This is a genomic window from Methanosarcina sp. Kolksee, from assembly GCF_000969945.1.
Taxonomy (GTDB): domain Archaea; phylum Halobacteriota; class Methanosarcinia; order Methanosarcinales; family Methanosarcinaceae; genus Methanosarcina; species Methanosarcina vacuolata.
On sequence record NZ_CP009524.1, the window covers coordinates 2,652,343 to 2,675,815 of the forward strand.

The following is a 23,473-nucleotide window of genomic DNA, read 5'->3' on the forward strand; positions in this document are numbered from 1 at the left end:
GTTGATTTTCAATTCAAGACCGTCCTTGGTTTTTATGAGGACATTATGAGGATAGCCGCACAAAACAACAAAGAGCCATAATTTTCTTACGGGGGAAAAAGAGTGGAAGAAAAGCAAAAAGCTGAATTGAATCCTGATTATTTCGAAAATCCCGGAAGCGGCCTGGAAAAAGCAACCTTTGCTGCAGGCTGTTTCTGGGGCATTGAAGAGGCTTTCAGGCAGGTTAAAGGTGTAGTTGCAACTGCGGTTGGCTTCAGCGGCGGCCATTTTGAACGCCCTACTTATGAACAGGTCTGTACCCTTGATACCGGGCATGCCGAAGCAGTTCGTGTGATTTTCGACCCGAAAGTGGTGTCTTATGAAACCTTACTTGATGTCTTCTGGAAAATCCATGACCCCACTACAAAGGACAGACAGGGCCCTGATGTTGGAAAACAATACCGATCAGTTATCTTTTACCATGACGAAAAGCAAAAAGCTGCGGCGTTAGCTTCAAAAGAAAAGCTCGAAAAATCAGGGGTTTTCAAAAATTCGATAGTCACTGAGATTGTGCCGATTTCCGAGTTTTATATGGCTGAAGATTATCATCAGCAGTATTTTGAAAAAAAGGGTTTTCTGCAGAATGTACTCCGAGGTTTGAAGAAATAAACCCCAAAAAGAAAAACGCCACTTAACAATTTAAATCAAAAAAATAACCTTTAAAATAGCCATTTAGCTGAATAGCGCTTAACTTGTGTTCCTGTTACTTCATAGAATATTTTTTGTTTTTCTAACTCTTTTTGTGTTGTTACATAATTTGATAAACATTCTAGCAAATACATATAGTAACTCATTAATTTTTAAGTCAATGTTATTTTAAGTCAATGTTATTTTGAGGCAATGTTATTTTGAGGCAATGTTATTTTGAGGCAATGTTATTTTGAGGCAATGTTATGCGTTTTAAAATTCTAGCCGCTGCAATGTTAATTTTGTTGGGGATTGTCGTTTTTTCTGTTTATTCTGGCTCTAGCAATGAAGACATCTCGGACGACAATGATATCATTCAAAAAATAGAGGTTAACAACAGCAGTTTTCTTGAGTTCTCGAAAGATTTGGATGATTTTGAAACAGTAACCCTAGATATTGATAAACTCAGGAAGGCCGCAGACAGTGGACATGTATTTCTTAGATTAATGGAAGAAGAATATGAAATTCGAATCCAGGAGGCGTCCAGATACACTGAAGATGAATACTTTTATGCGGGGCCTGTTGTAGGGTATAATGAGAGTAGAGCTGACTTATATTTACAAAAAAACAGTTTTTGTGGGTCTGTTGGGCTGGGTAAACCCAGGAATGTGACATATAACATTAGACCTGCCGATGAGAAATATAATGGCAAAACAGTTTACATTGTATTTATGCAAGATTGGGAAAAAGAAAAGGAAAAGATGGAAAAGATGGAAATTGATCCTTTACAATTTTTCCTCATAAACAGTGATTTCAAAAAGCATGTAATGTCTATTGAGATTTTTGATTTTAATAATAAGTCCGTGTTCAAAGAAAACTACACAATAGACCCTGAGGAAAAGATTTCCTCACCGAAAATAAATGCCGAGATGGGACAATACAGGTATGAAATGATTCTGGACAATAAATTTACTTTTGAACAGAAAATACAGGCAGATTACGCAGCTGATGTTAGTTCTTCAGAAACACTAGACATCTACATTTCTGATGATCCAGAAAACCCTGTTACGTTCGGAATTACAGTTGCCTGAGTAAATTTTTGTAACTCGTATGAAGGGTAATATGAAGCTCGTATAAAGGGTAATATGAAGCTATAAAAGTAAAGCTGCATATTCTCTTTATATATATTACTTTATATAAGCTAAAGTATTAATCCATTTTCTAAGTTTTTTGATTATATAGGTTATAAAGTCAAGATTTCAGTTGATTTCATACTTTATAGACTAAGTTAGATATATCTCGTAATACTACTTACTTTTTGAGGAAAAGTTATGCGTGTTATAATTATAATTACTGCAGCTCTAATCTTGTTGGGAATTGTAATTTTTTCGGTTCCTTCTGATTCAAACAGCGGGGTCATTTCTGATAATAAAAATCTGATTCTAAAAATAGAGAATAATAGCAGTTTTCTTGAGTCTCCTATAGAGTGGGGCGGTTTTAAAATAGCAACAGCAGATATCGACAAAATCAGGGAAACCTCTGTTAGTGAAAATTCAAAGAAGAATTTGTCGGAAACTGATGAGAACGCTATATTTAAAGAAATAAAATTTGACAGGAATTCAATTGTGGCTCCTGAATCATGTGATAGTTTTGAAACTGTAATAGTGAACCCTGCGAAGTTCAGGGAGTTAGCCTCGAACGGAACTGTAAACCTGGACCTCATGGGAGAGGACTATGAACTTAAACTTCAAGAAAGAGAGATTCAAAAGCCAAATGTAAATTCTTATATGGGATACATTGCAGGAAAGCCGCAAAGTAGTGTTTTTTTCACAGTAAAAGACGAGTCAATTGACGGTTGTATCAATGTGGATTTTTTCAATCAATCATATGGGATTGCTTCAACTGACGAGAAGTATGATGGGAAAATCGTCCATCTTCTGTGGGAGTATTATAATGAAGGAGGAGAGGAAGAAATTAAGAAAAATCACTCGTTAGATCCATTAGAATTTTCTCTGAAAAATAATGATAAGAAGAGCCATGAAATCCATATTGAGCTTTTGGATTTCTATAATAAATCTGTATTCAAAGAAAACTACACAATGAATCCTGAGGATGAAATCTTTTCGCCTGAAATAACTGTCGAACCGGGATACTACAGGTATAAAATTATTTTAGATAATAAACTTACTTTTGAACAAAGAGTAACGGCAAGTTACGCTGCTAATTTAGGTGGTTCAGAAAAAATTCATTTCAATATCCGTGACGATCCGGATAACCCTATTGAATTCGTAAGTGAAATTTCCTGAGTAAATTTTTTTTCTTTTTCTTTTTCTTTTCTTGCTGCAGTTGAAAAGAACTTTATTCCTAATGCAAGATTTCCTTTATTCAAGGATCGAGATAATTATTTACCTTCCCTTATCCTATTTTTCCTCATGATTTTTGACCCTATCACTATCTGCACCCTGGAACTTCAGAACCGATTTGTAAGGTCCGCAACTCACGAATTTCTGGCTGAAGAAGACGGAACGCCCACTTCCCGGCTCGGAGACCTTTATGAAGAGCTTGCAAAAAATGAGGTCGGGCTGATCATAACCGGCTATTCCTATGTCCTTCCGGGCGGGCAGAGTGATATCTACCAGCAGGGCATCTATAATGACCGTTTTATCGAACCCTATCGGAAGATAACCGAAAGGGTGCACAGGTACAAAAGCAAAATTGCGCTCCAGATCGTTCACGGAGGGCGGCAGGCAAGTGTTTCGGATGAATATCCGGTCCCAATGGCTCCTTCGGAAGTAAAAGACAGCCATTCGGCAGTCGTGCCAAGAGAAATGGCCGAACAGGAAATCCTGGAAGTAATCGAAGCTTTTACAAAGGCGGCGGTCAGGGCGAAAAAAGCGGGTTTTGATGGGGTACAGCTTCACTGTGCCCATGGCTTTCTCCTAAGTAATTTCATATCTCCCTATACGAACAGGCGGACTGACCGCTGGGGAGGCTCGGTAGAAAACCGGTCAAGGATAGTCACGGAAATTGTCAGGCGCATAAAAGAAGAGGCTGGAGATTCTTTTCCCGTTCTGGTCAAACTGAATGCAACCGATGGCTTCCATCCCTGTTGTTCAAAGGCTGAACTGGGACTTGATATTTTCCAGGCAGTAGAAATTGCAAAGCTTCTGGAAAAGGCTGGAGTCTGTGCAATTGAGGTAAGCGGAGGAATCGGTGAAGCTGGGGGGGTAACTATAAGGACTGCAATCAATAACCCTGCAAAAGAAGCATATTTCAAGGATTGCTCTAAAGCAATAAAAAGTGCAGTAAACATTCCGGTTATTCTTGTTGGCGGCATCAGGTCGCTTTCGGTTATTAATGACCTGCTTGAAAACGGGTCTGCAGACCTGATTTCAATGAGCAGAGCCTTTATCAGTGAACCTGACATTGTTCCGAAATTCAAATCAGGGAAGGTTAAAAAAGCAAGGTGCGTATCATGCAACCTTTGTTTTGATCCTGAGGGCATAAGCTGCAATTTCCAGTTTGAGTAAAGATTGGAGTGAACTACTCCTCCCGGAACCCTTCACCTAATGGCTCAGGTTCCAGGGAAGAGTGTTCATCAAGACCTGGAATCCAATTCTCCAGGTTTAACTGAAGAAACATTCTGTCACGCCCTTGTCCATATTCGTTCTTTCGATATTCTGCAAATTTAAATCCAAATTTGTCACAATAAATATGCCGGGCTCGTAAATTGTTTGGATCAACAGTTAAGAAAACAATAGATAATCCGTTCTTTTTTAGGTGAATTAGAGATTGTAGTAAGAGATAACATCCATATCCTTTTTCCTGGCTTTCTTTCTCTACTGCTATCTCTAATAGATAAGCAAATCTGGGACTATCCCATTCTTTCATAAATATAGCAAAACCTTTCAAGGAGTTACACGCAAAGAGACCGAAAGCGTGTCCATATCTTAGATAAGGTACCAAAGACCAGTTACTAAGTATATTCTCATCAAAAGCATCATAATCAATTTCAAGCATTCTCTCAATATTTTCTTCATCTTTCTTAATTAATCGAACATTAATTTTTTGCTCGTTTACCTTATTAATAAGCTCAACTCCTCAAAAATACTATTTACGTACAGTTCGTTTTTGGTCTTTGCCTATTTTAAGTAATGTTCTTGAATTTTTGTTGTTATTCTTCATATCATGTTTTGCTCTTTACATCTTGTTTTACTCTTTACACCTTGTTTTGCTCTTTACATCTTGTTTTACTCTTTACATCTTGTTTCAGACAGTGTATAGTTAATCTGGATTTTATACTTTCTATGCACACGTATGTTTCATTCTAAATATTTAAGACAATTTTTTTTAAGTTATCTGGATTAAAGCAACTTGCCTTGAATAATAAAAGTTGCGGTGGCACACTCCACAGCAAGCTAGCGGGGCATTCGACTGAAATAAATATCTCTTACTCTCAATTACCCTTACAACCAATGTTTCATTTGTTCACATTAGAGCTTCAGAGATACAAAACTTTTAAACATTAGTTTTATGACGATGTCCAGAATTAGTTCTCATAACACCTTCACACAATTTAATAAATCATATTTGGACCTCGATAATATATCTTTGTTTATATAAATAGCATTAGAGAGCTATTATGTTATATTCGATATATGAAGGCAAAAACATATTCAGGATATATAAAGCAAAAATAGATATCATTCAAAAAATTACTGGTTTTCAAGAGTTACTTTTGATCAGTCCGGTTTACTTTTCCTTTATTATAGTTCCAGGCCGAACTTAATAGTTTAGCGTGATCTTTATCATCGCGATTTTATAATAAGGGCAGCCATTAAAGATATTTTTTTATAATAGATGGATACAAAAGAGATAAGCCTTCCAGGCAATTAACAGGACTCTGGTTTATATTTTTGCCGGGTCTGCTACCTTAAAATATTTGTGAGGAAAGTAAGAATGTCAGAAGAGAACCGTGTCGGTAGTAAGATACGCCAGCTTAGAGAAGTCAGGGAAATGACCGTTGAAGAATTGGCTGAAGCCAGTCAGAGCAGCGAGGAGTTAATCCAGCAGCTAGAAAACGGAGCCCTGGTCCCTTCCTTAACACCTCTTTTAAAGATTGCCCGGGCTTTAGGCGTCCGCCTCGGTACTTTTCTGGACGATATGCCCCAGAGCGGACCTGTAATTGTCAGGGCAGGGCTGTCAGAGAATGTAGTCCGTTTTTCGGGGAAGACTGAGAAACCCAGGAAAAGTGCTCTTGAGTTTTATTCCCTTGCCTCCGATAAAGCAGACCGCAATATGGAGCCCTTCATCATTGATATTCATCCGTCTCCCGAGGAAAGTCACCAGCCCTCTTCTCACGAAGGAGAGGAGTTCATTTATATCCTTTCCGGAGAAATCGAGATCTTCTACGGAAAGGACGTCCACAGGCTAAGCGCCGGAGACAGTATTTATTATGACTCAATTATCCCGCATGATGTCCACGCAGCAGGAAAAGAGGACGCAAAAATTCTAGCTGTGATCTATGCTCCTCTGTAAAGCCGCAGTCAGGTAGAGGAGAAAGTGGGCACTTACTTTTAACTGGCTGGAAACTCCAGATTTGAGAAATTAAACGCAAGTATTTAGAGTTAAGGAATCAAAAATGTTCAGTACAATTGTTAGTCCGCGCTTTGGGGACATAGACGGGCTTGGGCATGTGAATAACACTGTCCTCCCGGTCTGGTTCGAAATTGGAAGAAACTCAGTATTCCGGCTTTTTTCACCGGACCTTGATCTTAGCCCTGATGTATGGCACCTGATTCTTGTCAGGACCGAGTTTGATTTTCTGCACCAGATGTATTTCAGGTCGGACGTGGAGATAAGAACTTTCATTACAAAGATAGGAAACAGCTCATTTACTGTCGGGCATGAGGCGTGGCAGGAGGGCGAGCTCAAGGTGAAAGGTCAGGCAGTCCTGGTTTATTATGACTTCAAGCTCCAGAAAGCAATGCCCCTTCCTGATCCAATCCGCGAAATTCTGACCACGCATATGTTTCCTGCGATGGATAATGCTGAAACGGACATGGATTCCCCTTGCTCAATTTGAATTTATTTAACTGACTGCCTGCAAACCGAACTTTAGAGCACATGAGACTTCTCTGTTCGCAAACCAACGTCTCTAAAAAAATTGATAATGCAAGTGAGAGGCTAATACAATGAATCTTATAGAAGAGTCCCTCGGTAATTACTTTGAAAAACAGGTGGCTGTAGACCCTGACCACGAGTTTATAATTTATCCTGACCGCAACCTTCGTTTTACTTATGGGCAGTTCAATGAAAGGGTTAATAACCTTGCAAAAGGGCTGTTAGCTATAGGGATAACAAAAGGGGATCATGTAGGAATCTGGGCAAAAAATGTTCCTGATTGGCTTACCTTCATGTTTGCTACGTCAAAGATCGGAGCAGTACTTGTTACTGTAAATACTGCCTACAAGAGCCATGAGGTCGAATATGTGTTAAAACAGTCCGACATGAAGGCCCTGGCTATGATTGATAGCTATAGAGACGTTGATTATCTAGAAATAATTAATGAACTGGTCCCTGAGCTAAAAACCTCTGAGAGAGGGAGATTAAAAAGCAAAAACTTTCCCTATCTTAAGAGTATAATCTACGTAGGACAGGAAAAACACCGTGGTATGTATAACACAAGTGAGCTTCTGCTTCTTGGCAGCCATTATCCCGATGACAATCTCCGCGAGATTATGGCCAGTGTTGACTGTGACGATGTTGTCAATATGCAGTATACATCAGGTACGACAGGTTTTCCTAAAGGAGTCATGCTGACCCATAAAAATATCCTGAATAATGGGCTTTCGATCGGAGACCGCCAGAGGTTCACCTATGTAGACAAACTCTGTTTTCCGGTGCCACTTTTCCATTGTTTTGGGATAGTACTCGGAGTTATGGCGGTTCTGACTCACAGAGCAACGCTTGTTATGCTCGAGATTTTTGACCCTCTATTGGTGCTTGCTGCGGTACACAAAGAGAAATGTACGGCTCTTTACGGCGTGCCTACAATGTTTATTGCCGAATATACGCATCCGATGTTTGACATGTTCGACCTATCTTCTCTCAGGACAGGGATTATGGCAGGTTCGACCTGTCCCGTGGAAGCCATGAAAAAGGTCGTAAATGATATGCACTGCTATCAGATTACCAGTGTTTACGGGCTTACGGAAGCTTCTCCCGGTATGACTCAAACTGCTGTGGATGATCCTCTAGAACTCAGGGTCGAAACTGTTGGTAAGCATTTCCCGGGCGTAGAGGTAAGGGTTGTTGACCCCGATACCAATGAGCCTGTGCCTTCAAACACTGTAGGAGAAATATGCTGTCGCGGGTATAATATAATGAAAGGTTACTATAAGATGCCTGAAGAAACGAAAAAAGTTATCGATGAAGGCGGCTGGCTTCATAGTGGAGACCTTGGAACCTGTGACGAAAATGGTTATTACAGGATTACAGGCAGGATTAAGGATATGATTATCCGGGGAGGAGAAAATATCTATCCAAGGGAGATTGAGGAACTCCTGCTTACCATGCCAGGAATTACAGATGTCCAGGTTGTTGGCATCCCCGACAAAAAATACGGGGAAATTGTAGGTGCCTTTGTGATTCTCAAGAAAGGGGCAGACCTTACAGAAGCCGATATCAGGGATTATGCTTTAAGCAAGATCGCCCGCTATAAGGTTCCAAAGCATGTATTCATTGTAGACGAATTCCCATTGACAGCAAGCGGTAAGATTCAAAAGTATAGGTTAAGGGAACTGGCCGTAGAACTTCTTGATAAACAGGAGAAAGATAGCAATTGATTAAAGGCAGTAGCTATTGACAGTTATTGACAACTTTTGAGATCACATCATAAAAAGTTAATCAGTTATTATTAACCACACAGGTTGTTTTATCGGCCATTCAGGTCAATTTTCTTTTTTAATTTTATTTCAATTCGTTATTCTTTTTTCAATTCGTTGATTCTTTTTTTAATTCATTGATTCTTTTTTCAACTCGTTAATTCTTTTTTCAATTCGTTAATTCTTTTTTCAATTCGTTAATTCTTTTTTCAATCCGTTGATTCTTTTGCTCTAAAATTTCAAAGCCATTAAAAAATAAGATGTTATCAAATTTTAAATATTGATTACATTTTTGAAGGGCATTTTAATTTGTTCTCATATCAAAAAGTGTATGATAATACAAAAACGATAGGCAATTGAATATTTGACGTAATTTATTATATATACGATTTCAGCATTAGAAGGTGTAGTTGTAAGAGAAGCGCAATAGTGCACCTTTGTGCATAGCGTATGGGGAATTTTTCTGTAGGGGTTTCATCGATTGAGAGCTCAGGGATCAAAAGGAGCTCTCAATCAATCACCACAACCAATTAATGTCTGCACTGTGTTCTCTTGCAACTAGATGAAGAATATGAGGGAGTATTCTTCAAGGGGGTTTCACCGATTGAGAGCCCAGGGGTCATCAAAAGAGGGCTCTCAATCAATGACCAACTTTTAACTTAATTTGAAGTTTAACTTAAACTATTTTTTACTAATAATTTTTAACTAAACTCTTCGCACAAACTATTTTTAACTAAACTCTTCGCACAATTTATTAATTTTCATAAATCGTACAAATAGTTTAATTTTTCTCCCAATTTCCCCCTGTTGAAGTTCAGCTTTTGAGTTTTTACTATTTCCCAACCCTCACCTTTTCAAATCTTTCAAACAATCAATAACTATCCTATTCTATTTAAGTCCTTTGATGAGTCACTTTTATTTGTGTCTGCACTAACAAATATTGGTCATTTTGTGATCATAATTTTTATTTGAAAATATTTTATAATAATATTAGCAATATAGGGCAATTAGAAAACTCCTAACTAAAATATAAATTTTAACTAAAGTTCTTAATTAAGATTCTTAACTTTTCCAAAAATCGATGTACTGAGAAACATTGCAGGAATTAAACGAAACATTTCGACTAGAGGATCAGTTTTTTTAAAATTTGGCAAAGGCACCAAATCAGATTTTGATTCAACAGTAGAACAAATACTCAGTCTCAACCCTCAAAGTCGGAAACCTGGTCTCTAGAAAGTTCAAAGATATTAAATGCCTCTAATGAGAATAAAAGTCCGATATTTAACTTATAACCGCTGATGGGACTTGAAAAAACAGCTAGCCCACGATACATCAAGTGAGTTTTTTCCTTTTTTTCTTGGGGTAAAAGTTGAATAGCCTTCTTATCTGATAGAGTCGGTTTATATTACGAAGCATAAAATCCCTCCTGAATCTTGAAATCAGGAAATATAAGCTTCAACTTTTTCTGTGACTTACCAGGTCTTAAAATCAGGCAAATAAGCCACATACATGGGATATTTTCAAAAAAGGGGCAGAATCTGTATAAAAGCGGCGAATCCAGAAAGAAAAGTGAGAATTTTTGAGAAGGACGGGATATTTCGACTTCCCCCATTTTTGGAGGATAATTTATATCAGTCCTGTAAGCACTACGCCGATTCCCATAAGCGCCACACAGCCCACGGCCGCAAAGTCCACCTTATTCCAGGCAAGCCTGTTGTCCACACTGTGTCTGTCCCTGTATCCCCTCATATCCATCGTCAGGCCGAGGACCTGGGTCCTTCCAAGAGAATTTGCCACCAGGGGCACAAGAAGCGGCTTTATACTCCTTACCTTTCCACGAAGCCCTTTTCCTGGGTTATAGCCCCTTGCAAGCTGGGCTTCATGAATACGCTGACCTTCGACCTGCAGGCTCGGGATGAAGCGAAGGGCAATTACAAACATAAGCACATAATCCACAGGGATGTGGATTTCCAGAAGGGCTTTCATGAGGTCACTGGGCCTTGTGGTGACCACAAGAAGCTGAAAGGCGAAGAGCATTGCAAAGAATCGGAGGGAAAGGACCACTCCAAAATCCAGAGCTCCGGTAGTGACTGGAAAAATCCCGTTGGTAGTAAGAGTTCCTGCCGGGATAAGAAAACCCAGGGTTACTCCGCTTTTCATGGTAAAGACCGTTAGCAGAATCAGGCTTACACTCAGAAAAACAAGGAGCTTGAGCTGTCTGAGAAGTTCATGATGGAGTCGGGCTTTGATGGACACCAGAAAGATTCCCAGTACTATAAGGGCCAGGCACATGGAATTCGTTGTAAAAACACTCAGAACTATAATTCCTGCGACAGCCGTAATTTTGGAGAGTGGATTCATTCTATGTAAAAAGCTGTCACTGTTAATGTACTGCATTATCTCCTTCATGCACAAATGCCTCCATGCTCTCTGCTCACCTGTTCACTGTTCATCTGTTCTCTACCTGCAGTTCCCCTGCGAGTATCTTCAACGATTTTTCCGGCCTCCATGCGAATAATCCTCTCAGCGTGGTCTTTTACTATCTGCATGTTATGGGTCACCATGACTATTGTGTGCCCTTCCTGCTGAAGTTTTCTCATGAGCTGCATCATATTGTCCGATTCTTCGGCGTCCAGGCCTGTTGTAGGTTCATCGAGCACAATCAGTTCGGGCTTCATGGCAATTACGCAGGCAACCGCCAGCCTCTGCCTTTCTCCCCTGCTCAAGTTGCGGGGAAAAACCTTTAGTTTTTCGCCAAGATTTACAAGTTCAAGGGAATCGGATATTGCTTTTTCAGCCTCAAGCCCTTTTATATTAATGTTATTTAATCCGAAAGCAATTTCTGCTTCGACGGTATCCTCAAAAAGCATATTGTCCGGGTTCTGAAAAACCAGCCCGGTGTGTTTGACAAGCTCGTTTACAGGAGTTTTTGAAGTTTCAAGGTCTTTTATAATTACACTTCCGGAATAAGGATGTAATAGACCATTAAAATGCTTTACAAGGGTTGTTTTGCCTGAACCGTTCTCACCCAGCACAGCAACGAGCTCACCGGGATAAATTTCCAGGTCTATGCTGTCGAGCGCCAGGACTTCTCCGTAACGCTGTGTAAGATTTCTTACAGAAATAATGGGCTGTATTTCCTTTCCCTTATTCTGAGAAATATAATGGGCCTGTCGATCAGTTTCAGAAATTTCCTGTTCAGAAGCAAGAGAAGACTCCGTAAGAGAAGATGCTGTAAGAGAAGATGCTGAAAAATCAGCCGGACTTTTTATAGCTTTTATTCTGCCCTTTTCAAGCAGCACGACCCGATCCCCGATTTCAAGGAAATCGTCTATGTTGTGGTCTATGATTATGATAGTCTTTCCGGCTTCTTTCAGCCGTTTCAGTATTGAAAAGATTCTTCTTACGGCCTTTGTATCCAGTTCGGCTGTAGCTTCGTCAAGGATAAGGACTTCGGTATCGAGGGCAAGGGTTGCTGCAAGTGCGGCTTTTTGCTTCTGCCCACCAGAAAGAGTATGTGGTGCTCGGGTTTTCAGGTGGCTGATTTCGCATAATTCCATTACTTCTTCCAGTCTGTTCATCAATTCCTTTTTGGAATATCCTCGATTTTCAAGTCCCGAACGGATTTCCTCTTCGACACTTGTGAAGATCAACTGTGATTCCGCATCGTCAAAAACCATCCCGATATGCCGGCTCAGTTCCTTCATGCCGTTAAAACTTTTCACGTTCCGGTTTTTAAAAATGATTTCTCCTTCGGTCTTGCCCCCGATTTCATGGTGCAGGATGCCTGCCATAGCAAGGGCAAGCGTTGTCTTTCCGGCTGCACTGTGCCCGGTAACCAGAAGCAGTTCTCCCTGTCGGACCTCAAGGTTAATTTTATTCAGGACAGGGGTTTCAGCTGTTCTGTAGGTATATGAAAAATCTTTCAGTACTATCATGCTCTCCCCCGGGCAAGCACCCTTGAGGCAGGCAGGTAAAGTATCTGCACAATGATGGCATTGGCGACCGCAGTTAATCCCACAATCGGGATTATAGCAGCTACAAAAGCTCCCATGGTTGCGAACTTTGACAGGATCGCAGGAGCGACCAGAATCATCGCAACGACTACAAATGTTGATCCGCTAATCAAAGTTCCTACCAGCGTTGAAGGGGCAGGAGAAAGTGAAAACTTATTCCTGAGACTTTTGTACGTGACCAGGCAGGCAACGGCCCCCACAGGCTCACTGATAAGGTTTGCAGGTGGAAATATTGAGTGACTGAGAAGTGCGCAAACTATGCCTGCTACAATCCCGATACCTATGACTTCTGTGAATGTGGGCATCACAAGGATAATAGCAAGGCAGTAAAACGCTATTACAAGATTTGAAACGATAGGGCCCGGAATTACAAGGGATAAATAGCGCACTATTGCGCCGACTGCAAGCAAGATTCCAACAATGGCAATATCCTGAGATTTCATAAAAAACCACACATCCTGTGAATCCTCTTCGGGAAATTCTCCTGTAAGCTGAATTACTGTGATTATAAACTCGACAATTCGATTAAACTCGACAATTCGATTAAACTCGACAATTCGATTAAACTCAACAATTCGATTAAACTCGACAATTCAATTAAACTCGATAATTCAATGCCACAACTTAGTACTACAGAGCATAATAATGTACATTAATATATAAACTTTATGTTTTAGTAGCCTACGTTATACTTTTTAGTAGCCTATAGTATACTTAGATCTGTATCCTCTTCAAATTCAAGGGAGAATTTTCCAATCAGAAAAATATGTAATAATTTTTTTATGTGACCGTTTTATTACAGTTATGAAGTTGAATGTGTCTTCTGAGCGTGTTTTTAAACCTGGTTTAAGTTTTAACTTTACCATAAATATGTGAAATTTACTTTTATACATGCAATTTGAAGAAGATACTTATATTCCATTTTCACCGAATCCTGACCTTGAAGGTTGTAGGGTTGAAGAGCAAGTCGGAAGCCGCTTTCGATAGGAAAACTAATCAGGAGTAAGAACAATAGGATTAACAAGGACTATTGTGGGGTTTGATACATCGTCGGTGGATGTAAACGAGCTGGATGAAGTCCGGGCTATTGAAGAAGGATTCAAAAAAGCGTATAGTGGGGACTTGAAAGGAACAGTAGAAGCTGTCGACAAACTCAAGGGCTTCGCACTCCAGTTGATTCCCCTGGATGCCGATGCTGAAAACGAACTGGATATAAAAGCACTGGTAATCTCTATAGGGGACATAGCAAGGGTATCTGCCGAAATGAAAATGGAGCAAGCATGCTCAGTTTCAGGTCGTGTTCTTGGAGATATATCACTTGAGGCTGCCGGCCAAAAAAGGGAGACGATTGCTATAAAGGCCCTATCTATTGTAGGGAGCCTTGCCCTGGAGTTTGCTGGAAAAGGCCTGGATGCAGCAGCCATAAGTGCAGCCGAATCACTCGGAACTTGCGGAAAGGGCTACTCAAGAATGAAAATGGAAACGCTGATAAGCTTTGCTGAGGCATACCTTCTGCAGATATCACTGCTATCCATAGAAAAAAGCCTTAATAAGACCGGAATTGCCGCTATAAGCTACCTTGGGGAGATAGGAGTCGCTTCGGCCAAACAGGCAATAGAAACCAGCACTCTGGAAGCTTCGGTCATTCTTGAAGATCTGGGTAATGCCGCTGTAAGAGAAAATAACGAGTCCTGCACAAAAGCAGTAATTGAGGCACTCGAAAACCTGGGCACCGAAGTATCTCAGGGAGGAATGAAAAATATACTTGTCCAGATCGCATGGTCTCTGGAAATGATCCGGTTACTCGCTCTGGAGCGAGGCATGAAAGGAGCTTGCTTTGCCGCAAAGGCTGCGCTTGAATCCATCAACACGGCAGGCCTGCTTGACGCAGAACAGAACCTGGAAAAAATCAGGGAAATAAAGGAATTCCATTCTTTTATCCTGAAAAAGAGTTAAAGAAGCAGTTGGGGAAAGTTAGAGTTAGGGAAAGTTAGAGTTAGGGAAGCAAAATAGGGAGTTAAAATAGGGAAGTTGAACAATAAAGAAACTTAACACGCCGGAAGTAGAGCCTGAAAAATTTATTCTTCCACATTTAAGTATAAAATGATTCTAAAATAATATAAATAGTTAGTGGAAAATCATAAATCACTGTAGAAAAATCACCATAGAAAAGAAATTCGATGTAAGAAATTAAATATGGTGCTCCGGCCGGGATTCGAACCCGAGTCTTCGGCTCGAAAGGCCGGAATGATTGGCCGGACTACACTACCGGAGCACATTGCATCTCACAGCGAGACCTTCAATAGACTTAAGTAATATATAAATCTGTCCCTTGATGGCCCTTTCTGGTGTAATCTATTAACAAGATAACCTTTTATGTGATGACTGTTAAAATTAATTTTTGTTACGTTATATAGGTAAGACGCAACTCTTCGAAAAAGATCCTCTAAAATTCTGAAATCTCAAAATATTTTTAAAATAGTGTATAATTTGGATCTGGACAAACCGATCATACGTCGTGAACTTTCACGCAATGCTTATAAAAAAGAATATGGTGCTCCGGCCGGGATTCGAACCCGAGTCTTCGGCTCGAAAGGCCGGAATGATTGGCCGGACTACACTACCGGAGCTTTTATTGTATCTTATTTTTCCCCTTATTGAAGGGGGTTCTTCAATAAGGGTTTTTTCTATAAATAGTTAGCGGCTGCCGATACCTTTCAAAATATTATTAGCTGTTGAATTAGGCGATATCACAAGCCTTTTTAAAAAAAGCTTGACCGAAAACTGTCTTTAAGAATGATATTGGCTGTTGAGTCCAAAAATTCTTTTTTCACATTTCTTCTTCAGCTTTGTCCTCTTCAGCTTCGTCCTCATCTTCGACATCGGCTTTTATTTCATCTGTCTCTTCCGATTTTTTATCTTCTTGCACGAGGTTGCCAATCCATTCGCTGAGTCTCCCACAGTATTCTGGTTGACAGTCGCCAGTGCAGCCTGTACAGGACGAAAACAATTCTCCTGCAAGCAGAAGGTCATATTTTTCCTTAACCTCTTCCTTCGCTTTCAGTAGGTATGTTCTTGCTCCGTTTGAGACTCCAACCTCTCGTATAATAAGGTCTTTATCCAGAAGTTTTTTTATGATTCTGGAGCATTTTCTGCTGTCGATATTCAACTCTTTCCAGATGACGTTCTGGAAAACGCCTTCTTTATGTCTTTTTATTATATTATAGGCTTCTTCTTCAAGATCCATGATTTCACACTAATAGAGTTCCTTATGAAGTTTTATTCTTCTACAGGAGTGATCAGTATAATGTTATTACCGCGAAGTACTACTGAACCAAGGGAACGAACTTTTTCTCCTTTTACGATCTCCATGGTGTCCACGAGATGGAGGTTCATATAGTCGTCCACGCTCTTAAGAGTGCCTTCGAGCAGATTAAGATCGCCTTTCATTTCTACCTGGATTCTTGATCCAACAATTTTCTGAACTTTTTTATTTGGGAACAAATTTAAACCCTCGCTGATTTATTCTGAATTCTCCCCGTACTCACTTATGTTTTTTACGTCCCAAGCCAGTGAGGAGCAAGTCGCATCAGAACCGCATCCACACCTGCGGTTTACTTGTTGCCTGTATCAGACGCCTCATGCCAGCGACTGAAAAATTTCTTTATATTGTCACTCCACCGGCTTTTAAGAAAACTGAAAACTACATACCCTTTACAGAGATATATAACCATCGATCTCCAAGAGCTCTCAAATGCCCCCTGGATCAAATAGCTCCTTCCATAAACTGCAGTTCAAATTTTTCTGTTTACCAGCAACCGTTGCGCCGGTTGATCACGCCGATAGGGTTTGGGGATAAGGTTATCAGACTCAAACGGTTCTTGGGGTTTTCGGTCAAGCCTTTTTTGAAAAGGGTTGCGTTCAAGCCTTTTTTAAAAAGGCTTGTGATCACGCTGGTGGGGTTTGGGGATAAGGGGTCTTTAAAACTTGAACATAATGGGTCAGATGTAACCCTGGAGGTCCGTACTTTCGTCAACAAGCTTTGCAGAGGACTCCTTTTTTGGTCTCGGGATTGCTCTTGCAATGGGACCAAAAACGGATTCGTATTCATTTATATGCTGGGTAAGCCAGCGGGAAAGCTCAAGTGCAGCTACCGGAGAAAGTATCACTTCGGTTTCTACACGCCTCTGGATTACTCTTGATTCAGAAGAATCACCAAACAATTTAGGAGTGTCATTATAAAAACCGATCCTGAAATCATAGGGGCTGTGCCCACCTGCAGCTCCTATAGCATATATCTGCCTGAAGTTCTCAGGCTTCATAAATTCGATTGTAATACCTTTCTTAATCTTTTTAGAAGCTGCGCTTTCAATATTTTCCCTGGATTCAACATCCTCGGTCATGAAATTACCTCAATTTTTACTCTCACGTATCTTATAAGATTTTTATCTCATATCTCATTATACTGATGACCGACCCTTAAAAAACCGGCCAATCTTCTCAATATAAACAAAGCATTCCCACACAAGCAGGAACATTTTAACTCATTATACAATGTTATCTGCAAAAACGTTTTTGATCTTTTAACCCTGGACTTTCTTTTTAAGTTTTTTTGCTTCCTCTGCAACTCCCTTTTTAGAGTGTACTTTTGCTATAAGTTCCACGGCGTCAAGGTTCCTGACTGCGTTGTCCAGGTACCCGAAAACATCACCCTGATAGGCTGAGATGCCGTATTTATTTTCAAGTTTATTTACTATCTGTGCAGGCTCAAGCGCTTCTGTACGTAGCTTGATTATTTTTTCCGAAAACTTCTGTTCTGCGCATCCGCAGTAAGGCGAATCTTTGCATTTACAGGTTAAAAAGTCCGAAGCAAAGTTTAACAGGAGTTCCTGGAGTTTTGCATCAAGCTGGGAAAGAGACTCCCCGTCAAAAATTATATCAAGGGTAGCTCCCTGAAAAATCCTTGAAGGCATATTCACATGCAGGGAGCTTCCTATCTGGTTTGCATACTTGAAATATGCTGCATCAAAAAACTCCAGGTTCGTTGCGATCTTCAGGGGTTCATTATCTCCAAGCACTGCATCTCGAATCAGAAAAGCTTTCGATACCGGAAGGAAATGTGCTGCAGTAATTTTTCCAAACCGCGTAAGCGTTATTCGGTTTCCTTTTTTTTCCACAAAACGGTAGCTCTGAAGACGCAGAACCAACTTATCCAGGTCATAGTCTCCAAACATCTGGTTGTGGATCATTCTGAGGTCCTGCACCGAGGAGGTAACTGCAACCGATGCAAGCACTTCCTCGAACTGTTCGGCTTCTCCGTAATGTACGCCTGCTGAGATCATTTCTCCCTGGAGCAGTTTAATTGCAACCTCTTCTTCGGTATCGGACTGTGAACCTGAATATGATTTTCCAGGCACGGGCATAAGCACAACAACTCCCCTATCATGATAGTCAGGTCTCCCTGCCCTTCCGCTCATCTGCAGAAAATCCTGGACTGATATCCAGTCAATTCCCATTGCCAGGGATTCAAAGATCACCTGGGAAGCCGGAAAATCAACCCCAGCCGCAAGAGCAGCCGTGGTCACAATTACCGGAATCTCTCCTTTTGCAAAACGAGTTTCAACTTTCTTTCTCTCGTACTGTGAAAGCCCGGCATGATAGGGAGCCGCCTGAATAGAAAGAGCTCCTGCAAGCTTGTGACAGTTTCGACGGGAATTTGTAAAGACAATTGTCTGTCCTCTGTGCTTTTTGGAAGAGAACACTGAATATTCTTCTTTCGCGAGCTGGGAAATCAACTTTGCTTTTTCGTTTTCCTGGCAGAAAAGAAGATGCCTGTCAATAGGAACCGGCCTGTGCTCGTAACGGACAAGCTGAGCTCCAAGTTTCTTCGCATAGCCTGCGGGATTTGCAACAGTTGCAGAGAGATAGATGAACTGAGCTTCGGGTGCCACATATCTCAACCTTCCGATAAGCCCATCCAGCCTGTGGCCCCTCTCCTGGTCTTCGAGAGTATGGACTTCATCCACTACCACAGTTCCGATTTTGCCCAGAAAATCGGCATTTCCCGACCGAAGCATGTGGTCTATACCCTCGTAGGTCCCTACAATAATATCCGCACCCGGACTGGTCTGCATCTTCACGCGCTGAGAAGTTTTTATAAGAATTGCTCCGATCTTTATGGAGGTTGTGAACCCGAGTTTTGAATATCGTTCTTTGAACTGTTCATACTTCTGGTTTGCAAGTGCAACCAGGGGGACGAGGTAGAGCATTTTTCCTTTTTTGTTGAAGAGGTTCTGGATTCCTGCCATCTCCCCTATGAGGGTCTTTCCAGTTGCTGTTGCCGAGACTACAAACTGGTTTTTCCCTTCCAGAAGCCCGGCTTCTATCGATAATGTCTGGACGGGCAGCAGGGTCTCGGATTTTTCGAGCAGCATTTCCTTAAATTTCTTTTGCAGAGGCAGGCTTTTTACCCTAACTGTAGCACTGGCAGGATTTGTTCTTATAGTGTCATAGCGTGTGAATTCAGGGTCAAGCCTTTCAGGGCTCAGCATCCGGATAGTCCTGTCAAGGTCTCGGGTTTTTGAAAGCACCTGCTCCAGGAAATCTATGGATTTTTCCCCATACTGCACACCAGCCGAACGGACTGCACGCAATAGTTCTTCTTTTGCACATTCCAGGCAGATGAGTTCATTATTGTACTTGATGGATTTACTGTTTACAAAGTTGAAACGTTTATTAATCCAGCAATGTTTACAGATTTTTACTTTGTCCGCATCAAGTTGAAAACCTTTAAGCATTTCCAGAAAAGCAGCCTCATTTGAAGGATCTCCTCCTTCTGCGAACATTATTCGGTTTGCACTGCGCAGGAGCTCTATAAACTGCTGAGGAGGAATGAATTCTTCTTTTTTCTTGTCGGTGAGGCGCCTGATTTTGAGAGGGCGAGGCCCTTTGTAACTATCTTTTATAACGAGCTCGGCCATATAAAGCGGTTGTTTCATCCGGTCCTTTATAGCCATGACTCTTATCTTCGATTTTTCAGCATAACCTAGGACCCAGAGCATGATTTTTTATCCTGATATATAAGTGGTATAAGTAAGATTCCCTTAAAACCTGTAAATTTCCCTTCAAAGTTTAAATTTTGAAGTTTGAAAAAACCAACATCCTGCTGTCTTCTTAATTTCTGGCAGCATAATTTGCGTTTACAGGTGAAAATCTATTTAAATATTGTTTATACTTTCAGCGTTGTTTGGGGAGTACTATATATTCTCCCTTAGCACACCTTTCGGACTTCTACTTTTCCATCTCACTTGCAACCTCACTTTATAGGTAACTATTATATAAATATTTTATTACTCAATAATTATATTATTAAATTTGCTGGAAAATTTCCTCGAATAGCAATAGTATTGAATTCATCAATTAAAAAATTATTTTAATGAGTTAGTTGGAGGAATATATAAAATAACTATTTAAAGAAATTGTTTAGGAGAAGCAATTAGAGAAACTACCTCTCGAAAATACTAGAATAAAACTCTCTACATAGAAGCTACTTGCATATTGCTTCTTAAAGTACTGTTTTATAAACAGGCTCCTTCCTTAGCAAATCTGCACCTGCAGTTTCGAGTTTCCGGAATCTTTTTTATTGTATCCGAAATAATCTCAAAGATTGCATCCTGAGCTTTTCCCACAACTTCGGTAACTTCGTCAGCAGTTAGTTTCTGTGTGGTCATTCCGCAGGCCTGATTTGTGATAATGGCAAGAGAAGCATAACAGAGGCTGAGTTCTTTTGCAAGGCCCACTTCAGGTACACCCGTCATGCCCACAACATCGGCAAATTGGCTCATCATGCGGATTTCGGCCCTGGTCTCAAAACGTGGGCCCTCCGTGCAGGCATAAATTCCTTCGGTATAAGGTAGTCCCTGTTTTTCCAGAGCGTCTCTAAGGGCTACCCTGATCTCAGGGCAGTAAGGTTCAGATACATCGACGTGTACGGTTTTGTCATCATAAAAGGTAGAAGGCCGGTTCCGGGTAAAATCTATAAAATCGTTAAGTACTACAAAACTACCCACCGGATGCCCTCGCATTGACCCAACGGAATTTGTGGAGATTACACGTTTTGCCCCGATACAATCTACAGCCCAGATATTGGCCCTGTAGTTAATCCTGTGAGGAGGAATATGGTTTTCTCCTGCATGCCTGGGGATTACTGCAACTTTTTTCCCTCTTATGGTAGTAAGATAAACTGTAACTTCTCCATATGGGGTGTTTACTAACTTGCTTTCAAATTCCTGGTAAGAGTTAAAACCGACACCACCGAGCACTGCAATTTCAACGTTTTCAGGTATTTTTTCCATTTTATGATCTTCCTGACGGTTTTTACTATTACCCCCCATTTTCGATTTTTAACCCCGTCGAGCTTCAAAATTTATGACAGGTCGCCTGCAGTCAGGCGAGTTTTTTTCTTCTTTTATCTCTTCCTCTTTCTTCATTTTCAGAGGCCTGATTCGATACGCTGTATTTTATTCCTGCAAGGGCAATGAGAACCGCAACTGCGACCGAATACACAAAGTACTGGAGGGCAAGGGACGCATCACTGGTAATGCCTTCCGAAAGGGAAGCCGTCGCTAAAATGTATGTACTTGCACCCCAGAATAGCAGCCCTGTTGCAATCACGAATAAAGAGATTGCGACGTTTTTATAAATGGGCTTATTTTCCATCCTTAAATCGAAGATTTTACCAAGGTCGGCAAGCAGCATCGCTCCTGCATACCACCAGACTGAAGCATTGATGAATACTGAGACAAGCGTAAGGATCCCTTGATACCAGACCCCATCTGCCGAGTAAAGCTTCCATACTTCCATAGCTCCGTATGCAGTTGCTACAAGCATTGTAAGCAGGGAAGCCGTATAGCTGATAAAAACCATCCTCTGTTCCAGAAAAGCGTCCCAGAGCTTTTCTTTTTCAAGAGCGACAAGATCGTCCAGCCCAAAACCCCTGTACAACATGTAAAGCCCCACAGCTGCAAGAATTCCCACAATTGCACCTTCGGGATAGCGGGCAAGCAAAAATATTGCATAAATGAGAAAAGCAAGCCCTAAAGGTACAAAGAAAGTCTGGGAGATTTTCGGGTCGCTAAAGACGTGTTTCAGGATATAGTAAGTACTTTCAAGATTCTGGCTCTGCATTATTACAATTCTTTTCACGGAGTCAATTCTCATACGGGACTGGACAATAGGCACAAGCGTTTCGTCCTCTGCCCCATCCGAGACGAATATCGCCCTCTGCACGTCGTACATATTGAGAAATGTTTCAAGCTGCTCGGAAATTTTCTGGTCTGAGATCACTCCAACGTTTTTATCTCCTGCAAAAGAAACTATCTCAGCATCAGTTCCTTTTGCTCGTAATTCATCAAGAATCCTGATTCCACCGAAGATAGTGTTGGTATCAGAATCCTCCGGGTCTGCGATCCCAAGTGCAACGGCAGCCTGAACATTTGCCTCCCGTCCGACTATTGGGGTTTCGAGTTTTGCTTTTTCGCCCAGATCGTTATCTCTGTCTATGCATATAACTAAGGTCTGCATATATCCTCTATAGCTTTCAATGGCTTACTCTATCGCAGAGAGTTTTTTTATGAATACGATATCCTGATTTGGCTCTTATATATTTCCTGCCGGAGTTTTGCATAAACTCTTTTAATCAGTTAAATCGCTTTACTTTTTACAAGCATACTATTTTAATTTATACTTTATTAAGCTTGTAGCGCAACAGAATTTACTTTCAAAAATAAATTTTCACTTCTAAAGATACTCTTATAATTTCGGAAACCAATAAGTAAATGTCTATAAAAACAGGCTCTCTTTCTGAGAGAAATTAATTATCTTTTATCAAAAGTAAAAAGGGGTTTATATGGCACAACCAATGGAAAGCGAAAGTAAAGAAGCCGAAGCTGGAAAAAAGAGCAGAATACAGGAGAAAGTTGGAAAGCTTGGGAGCGACATTGATACTCTTGCAAAGAAAACAGGAGACGAAGCCTCAAAACTTGCAAAGAATATAAATACCGAAATAAAGTCTATCTCAGGGGAAATAAAATCAATTGATGTGAAGGATGAGGTAAAGAGCATCACTGCAAGGGTTGAAAAACTGGTTGATACAACCGGCGACAGCGCAAAAAAACTTGCCTCCGATATCAAGAACGATGTAAAGAAACTGGTGGATAAGATAGAAATCCCTATTTCAAAGAAAAAATAATAATAGCAAAGTAATAAAAGTGACAAAGTAACAGAGAAGAAGGTAATAATCTCCCCTGAGAGGAGAAAATACCTTCTTAACCTTCTCTTTATTATCGGATCTGCTTTTCAATGCATATTCATTGAATCGGTTTGGATTCAATATTCCAATGCTTTCAACATTTTTCTCTTTTATATTTTAATTATAGAGTTAACTTTATTATTCAACACCGCATCTGTATAAATAAGATGAGAAAGATTTTGATGCAACCATACTCTGGCATTTCCAGGAGGCTTATAGCTTCAATAATCGACATTTTCGTAATTATTTCCCTTTTTATGTTTTTAGAACTAATCACAGAAACCATAGATGAGGCCCTCTTCTATATTCTGTTCTTTCTCGCAATGTGGGCTTATTTTGTCTTTCAGGAGAGTTCTACCCTGAAGTCAACAGTGGGCAAGCAAGCTGTGAACATCATTGTTACTGACCTCAACGGAAACAGAATCTCCTTTATACAGGCAACAAAGCGATTTATTCTGAAAATTTTCGCTGTAATTCCCTTTTTTGCAGGGTTTCTGCTGATCCTTTTTACTTCAAAAAAGCAGGCTTTTCACGATATTATTGCAAAGACGTTGGTATTTATTCAGGAGGACTGATCTTAATACTATTCTTCTCTT

At 40.5% G+C, this 23,473-nt stretch carries 21 protein-coding genes and 2 tRNA genes; 10 read left to right on the plus strand and 13 right to left on the minus strand.

What is annotated here, in order from left to right; all coding sequences use genetic code 11:
• Nucleotides 1-102 precede the first annotated feature (102 nt).
• The 4 genes from msrA (at nucleotide 103) to MSKOL_RS10970 (ending at nucleotide 4,196) form a co-directional block, all read left to right on the plus strand.
• Complete coding sequence (gene msrA, locus MSKOL_RS10955) at nucleotides 103-648, plus strand: peptide-methionine (S)-S-oxide reductase MsrA (protein ID WP_197078762.1); 546 nt, start codon at nucleotides 103-105, stop codon at nucleotides 646-648.
• A 284-nt stretch (nucleotides 649-932) separates the two neighbouring features.
• Nucleotides 933-1,757, plus strand: a complete 825-nt coding sequence (locus MSKOL_RS10960) for a hypothetical protein (RefSeq protein WP_048156157.1) — start codon at nucleotides 933-935, stop codon at nucleotides 1,755-1,757.
• A 240-nt stretch (nucleotides 1,758-1,997) separates the two neighbouring features.
• The gene (locus MSKOL_RS10965) at nucleotides 1,998-2,972 is read left to right on the plus strand and encodes a hypothetical protein (protein WP_048156158.1); all 975 of its coding nucleotides are present in this window, start codon (nucleotides 1,998-2,000) and stop codon (nucleotides 2,970-2,972) included.
• 126 nt (nucleotides 2,973-3,098) lie between these two features.
• Complete coding sequence (locus tag MSKOL_RS10970) at nucleotides 3,099-4,196, plus strand: NADH:flavin oxidoreductase (RefSeq protein WP_048156160.1); 1,098 nt, start codon at nucleotides 3,099-3,101, stop codon at nucleotides 4,194-4,196.
• Nucleotides 4,197-4,209: 13 nt separating this feature from the next.
• Here the strand turns inward: MSKOL_RS10970 and MSKOL_RS10975 are convergent, their stop codons facing one another.
• Nucleotides 4,210-4,686: an N-acetyltransferase gene (locus MSKOL_RS10975; protein WP_048156163.1), complete on the minus strand. Its 477-nt coding sequence runs from the start codon at nucleotides 4,684-4,686 to the stop codon at nucleotides 4,210-4,212.
• A 939-nt stretch (nucleotides 4,687-5,625) separates the two neighbouring features.
• Here MSKOL_RS10975 and MSKOL_RS10980 point away from each other — a divergent pair.
• The 3 genes from MSKOL_RS10980 to MSKOL_RS10990 all read left to right on the plus strand — a co-directional run bounded on the left by MSKOL_RS10980 (nucleotide 5,626) and on the right by MSKOL_RS10990 (nucleotide 8,513).
• A complete protein-coding gene (locus MSKOL_RS10980; RefSeq protein ID WP_048156165.1) occupies nucleotides 5,626-6,204 on the plus strand; it encodes a helix-turn-helix domain-containing protein in 579 nt (192 codons plus the stop codon).
• A gap of 103 nt (nucleotides 6,205-6,307) precedes the next feature.
• Nucleotides 6,308-6,751: a thioesterase family protein gene (locus MSKOL_RS10985; RefSeq protein ID WP_048156169.1), complete on the plus strand. Its 444-nt coding sequence runs from the start codon at nucleotides 6,308-6,310 to the stop codon at nucleotides 6,749-6,751.
• Between the two features lie 109 nt (nucleotides 6,752-6,860).
• Nucleotides 6,861-8,513, plus strand: a complete 1,653-nt coding sequence (locus MSKOL_RS10990; protein WP_048156172.1) for an AMP-binding protein — start codon at nucleotides 6,861-6,863, stop codon at nucleotides 8,511-8,513.
• Between the two features lie 1,665 nt (nucleotides 8,514-10,178).
• On the opposite strand, the gene MSKOL_RS10995 is transcribed toward MSKOL_RS10990, so the two are convergent.
• The 3 genes from MSKOL_RS10995 to MSKOL_RS20755 are packed head-to-tail and all read right to left on the minus strand — an operon-like array spanning nucleotide 10,179 to nucleotide 13,011.
• Nucleotides 10,179-10,961 (minus strand): energy-coupling factor transporter transmembrane protein EcfT, encoded by a 783-nt coding sequence (locus MSKOL_RS10995; RefSeq protein WP_048120907.1) that lies wholly within the window; start codon nucleotides 10,959-10,961, stop codon nucleotides 10,179-10,181.
• On the minus strand, nucleotides 10,958-12,490 hold the full coding sequence (locus MSKOL_RS11000; protein WP_048156176.1) for an ABC transporter ATP-binding protein: 1,533 nt from the start codon (nucleotides 12,488-12,490) through the stop codon (nucleotides 10,958-10,960). Before MSKOL_RS11000 ends, MSKOL_RS10995 begins: the two co-directional genes overlap by 4 nt.
• Nucleotides 12,487-13,011: a tryptophan transporter gene (locus tag MSKOL_RS20755; protein ID WP_048120912.1), complete on the minus strand. Its 525-nt coding sequence runs from the start codon at nucleotides 13,009-13,011 to the stop codon at nucleotides 12,487-12,489. The genes MSKOL_RS11000 and MSKOL_RS20755 overlap by 4 nt, the downstream gene beginning before the upstream one ends.
• 589 nt (nucleotides 13,012-13,600) lie before the next feature.
• On the opposite strand from MSKOL_RS20755, the gene MSKOL_RS11010 reads away from it, so the two are divergent.
• Nucleotides 13,601-14,524: a hypothetical protein gene (locus MSKOL_RS11010; RefSeq protein ID WP_231592197.1), complete on the plus strand. Its 924-nt coding sequence runs from the start codon at nucleotides 13,601-13,603 to the stop codon at nucleotides 14,522-14,524.
• A gap of 241 nt (nucleotides 14,525-14,765) precedes the next feature.
• Here MSKOL_RS11010 and MSKOL_RS11015 read toward each other — a convergent pair.
• The 9 genes from MSKOL_RS11015 to MSKOL_RS11050 all read right to left on the minus strand — a co-directional run bounded on the left by MSKOL_RS11015 (nucleotide 14,766) and on the right by MSKOL_RS11050 (nucleotide 22,150).
• A tRNA-Glu gene (locus MSKOL_RS11015) sits at nucleotides 14,766-14,843 on the minus strand.
• Nucleotides 14,844-15,120: 277 nt separating this feature from the next.
• A tRNA-Glu gene (locus tag MSKOL_RS11020) sits at nucleotides 15,121-15,198 on the minus strand.
• A gap of 200 nt (nucleotides 15,199-15,398) precedes the next feature.
• Nucleotides 15,399-15,815: an AsnC family transcriptional regulator gene (locus tag MSKOL_RS11025; RefSeq protein WP_048120916.1), complete on the minus strand. Its 417-nt coding sequence runs from the start codon at nucleotides 15,813-15,815 to the stop codon at nucleotides 15,399-15,401.
• Between the two features lie 32 nt (nucleotides 15,816-15,847).
• On the minus strand, nucleotides 15,848-16,072 hold the full coding sequence (locus tag MSKOL_RS11030; RefSeq protein WP_048107204.1) for an LSM domain-containing protein: 225 nt from the start codon (nucleotides 16,070-16,072) through the stop codon (nucleotides 15,848-15,850).
• 304 nt (nucleotides 16,073-16,376) lie between these two features.
• The gene (locus tag MSKOL_RS20195) at nucleotides 16,377-16,607 is read right to left on the minus strand and encodes a hypothetical protein (protein ID WP_156151054.1); all 231 of its coding nucleotides are present in this window, start codon (nucleotides 16,605-16,607) and stop codon (nucleotides 16,377-16,379) included.
• A complete protein-coding gene (locus MSKOL_RS11035) occupies nucleotides 16,570-16,971 on the minus strand; it encodes a DUF3467 domain-containing protein (protein WP_048120920.1) in 402 nt (133 codons plus the stop codon). The genes MSKOL_RS20195 and MSKOL_RS11035 overlap by 38 nt, the downstream gene beginning before the upstream one ends.
• Nucleotides 16,972-17,151: 180 nt before the next feature.
• The gene (locus MSKOL_RS11040; protein ID WP_048156178.1) at nucleotides 17,152-19,632 is read right to left on the minus strand and encodes a DUF5814 domain-containing protein; all 2,481 of its coding nucleotides are present in this window, start codon (nucleotides 19,630-19,632) and stop codon (nucleotides 17,152-17,154) included.
• 513 nt (nucleotides 19,633-20,145) lie between these two features.
• The gene (mtnP, locus tag MSKOL_RS11045; RefSeq protein WP_048120924.1) at nucleotides 20,146-20,922 is read right to left on the minus strand and encodes an S-methyl-5'-thioadenosine phosphorylase; all 777 of its coding nucleotides are present in this window, start codon (nucleotides 20,920-20,922) and stop codon (nucleotides 20,146-20,148) included.
• Nucleotides 20,923-21,013: 91 nt separating this feature from the next.
• Complete coding sequence (locus MSKOL_RS11050) at nucleotides 21,014-22,150, minus strand: DUF373 family protein (protein WP_048156181.1); 1,137 nt, start codon at nucleotides 22,148-22,150, stop codon at nucleotides 21,014-21,016.
• 325 nt (nucleotides 22,151-22,475) lie between these two features.
• Here MSKOL_RS11050 and MSKOL_RS11055 point away from each other — a divergent pair, with 325 nt between their 5' ends.
• Together MSKOL_RS11055 and MSKOL_RS11060 are read left to right on the plus strand one after the other, a co-directional pair.
• Nucleotides 22,476-22,817: a hypothetical protein gene (locus MSKOL_RS11055; RefSeq protein ID WP_048120928.1), complete on the plus strand. Its 342-nt coding sequence runs from the start codon at nucleotides 22,476-22,478 to the stop codon at nucleotides 22,815-22,817.
• A 242-nt stretch (nucleotides 22,818-23,059) separates the two neighbouring features.
• Nucleotides 23,060-23,452 carry an RDD family protein gene (locus MSKOL_RS11060; protein ID WP_048120930.1) on the plus strand — a complete coding sequence of 131 codons (393 nt, stop codon included), beginning with the start codon at nucleotides 23,060-23,062 and terminating at the stop codon, nucleotides 23,450-23,452.
• The last annotated feature ends 21 nt before the right edge of the window (nucleotides 23,453-23,473 follow it).

Coding starts and splice junctions, on each gene's coding strand:
- MSKOL_RS10995 (WP_048120907.1), bottom strand. CDS start 10,961: ATGAAGGAGATAATGCAGTACATTAACAGTGACAGCTTTTTACATAGA.
- MSKOL_RS10960 (WP_048156157.1), top strand. CDS start 933: ATGCGTTTTAAAATTCTAGCCGCTGCAATGTTAATTTTGTTGGGGATT.
- MSKOL_RS10990 (WP_048156172.1), top strand. CDS start 6,861: ATGAATCTTATAGAAGAGTCCCTCGGTAATTACTTTGAAAAACAGGTG.
- MSKOL_RS10975 (WP_048156163.1), bottom strand. CDS start 4,686: ATGCTTGAAATTGATTATGATGCTTTTGATGAGAATATACTTAGTAAC.
- MSKOL_RS10985 (WP_048156169.1), top strand. CDS start 6,308: ATGTTCAGTACAATTGTTAGTCCGCGCTTTGGGGACATAGACGGGCTT.
- MSKOL_RS20755 (WP_048120912.1), bottom strand. CDS start 13,011: ATGAAATCTCAGGATATTGCCATTGTTGGAATCTTGCTTGCAGTCGGC.
- MSKOL_RS11055 (WP_048120928.1), top strand. CDS start 22,476: ATGGCACAACCAATGGAAAGCGAAAGTAAAGAAGCCGAAGCTGGAAAA.
- MSKOL_RS10980 (WP_048156165.1), top strand. CDS start 5,626: ATGTCAGAAGAGAACCGTGTCGGTAGTAAGATACGCCAGCTTAGAGAA.
- MSKOL_RS11050 (WP_048156181.1), bottom strand. CDS start 22,150: ATGCAGACCTTAGTTATATGCATAGACAGAGATAACGATCTGGGCGAA.
- MSKOL_RS11035 (WP_048120920.1), bottom strand. CDS start 16,971: ATGACCGAGGATGTTGAATCCAGGGAAAATATTGAAAGCGCAGCTTCT.
- MSKOL_RS11000 (WP_048156176.1), bottom strand. CDS start 12,490: ATGATAGTACTGAAAGATTTTTCATATACCTACAGAACAGCTGAAACC.
- MSKOL_RS10970 (WP_048156160.1), top strand. CDS start 3,099: ATGATTTTTGACCCTATCACTATCTGCACCCTGGAACTTCAGAACCGA.
- mtnP (WP_048120924.1), bottom strand. CDS start 20,922: ATGGAAAAAATACCTGAAAACGTTGAAATTGCAGTGCTCGGTGGTGTC.
- MSKOL_RS10965 (WP_048156158.1), top strand. CDS start 1,998: ATGCGTGTTATAATTATAATTACTGCAGCTCTAATCTTGTTGGGAATT.
- MSKOL_RS11060 (WP_048120930.1), top strand. CDS start 23,060: ATGCAACCATACTCTGGCATTTCCAGGAGGCTTATAGCTTCAATAATC.
- MSKOL_RS11025 (WP_048120916.1), bottom strand. CDS start 15,815: ATGGATCTTGAAGAAGAAGCCTATAATATAATAAAAAGACATAAAGAA.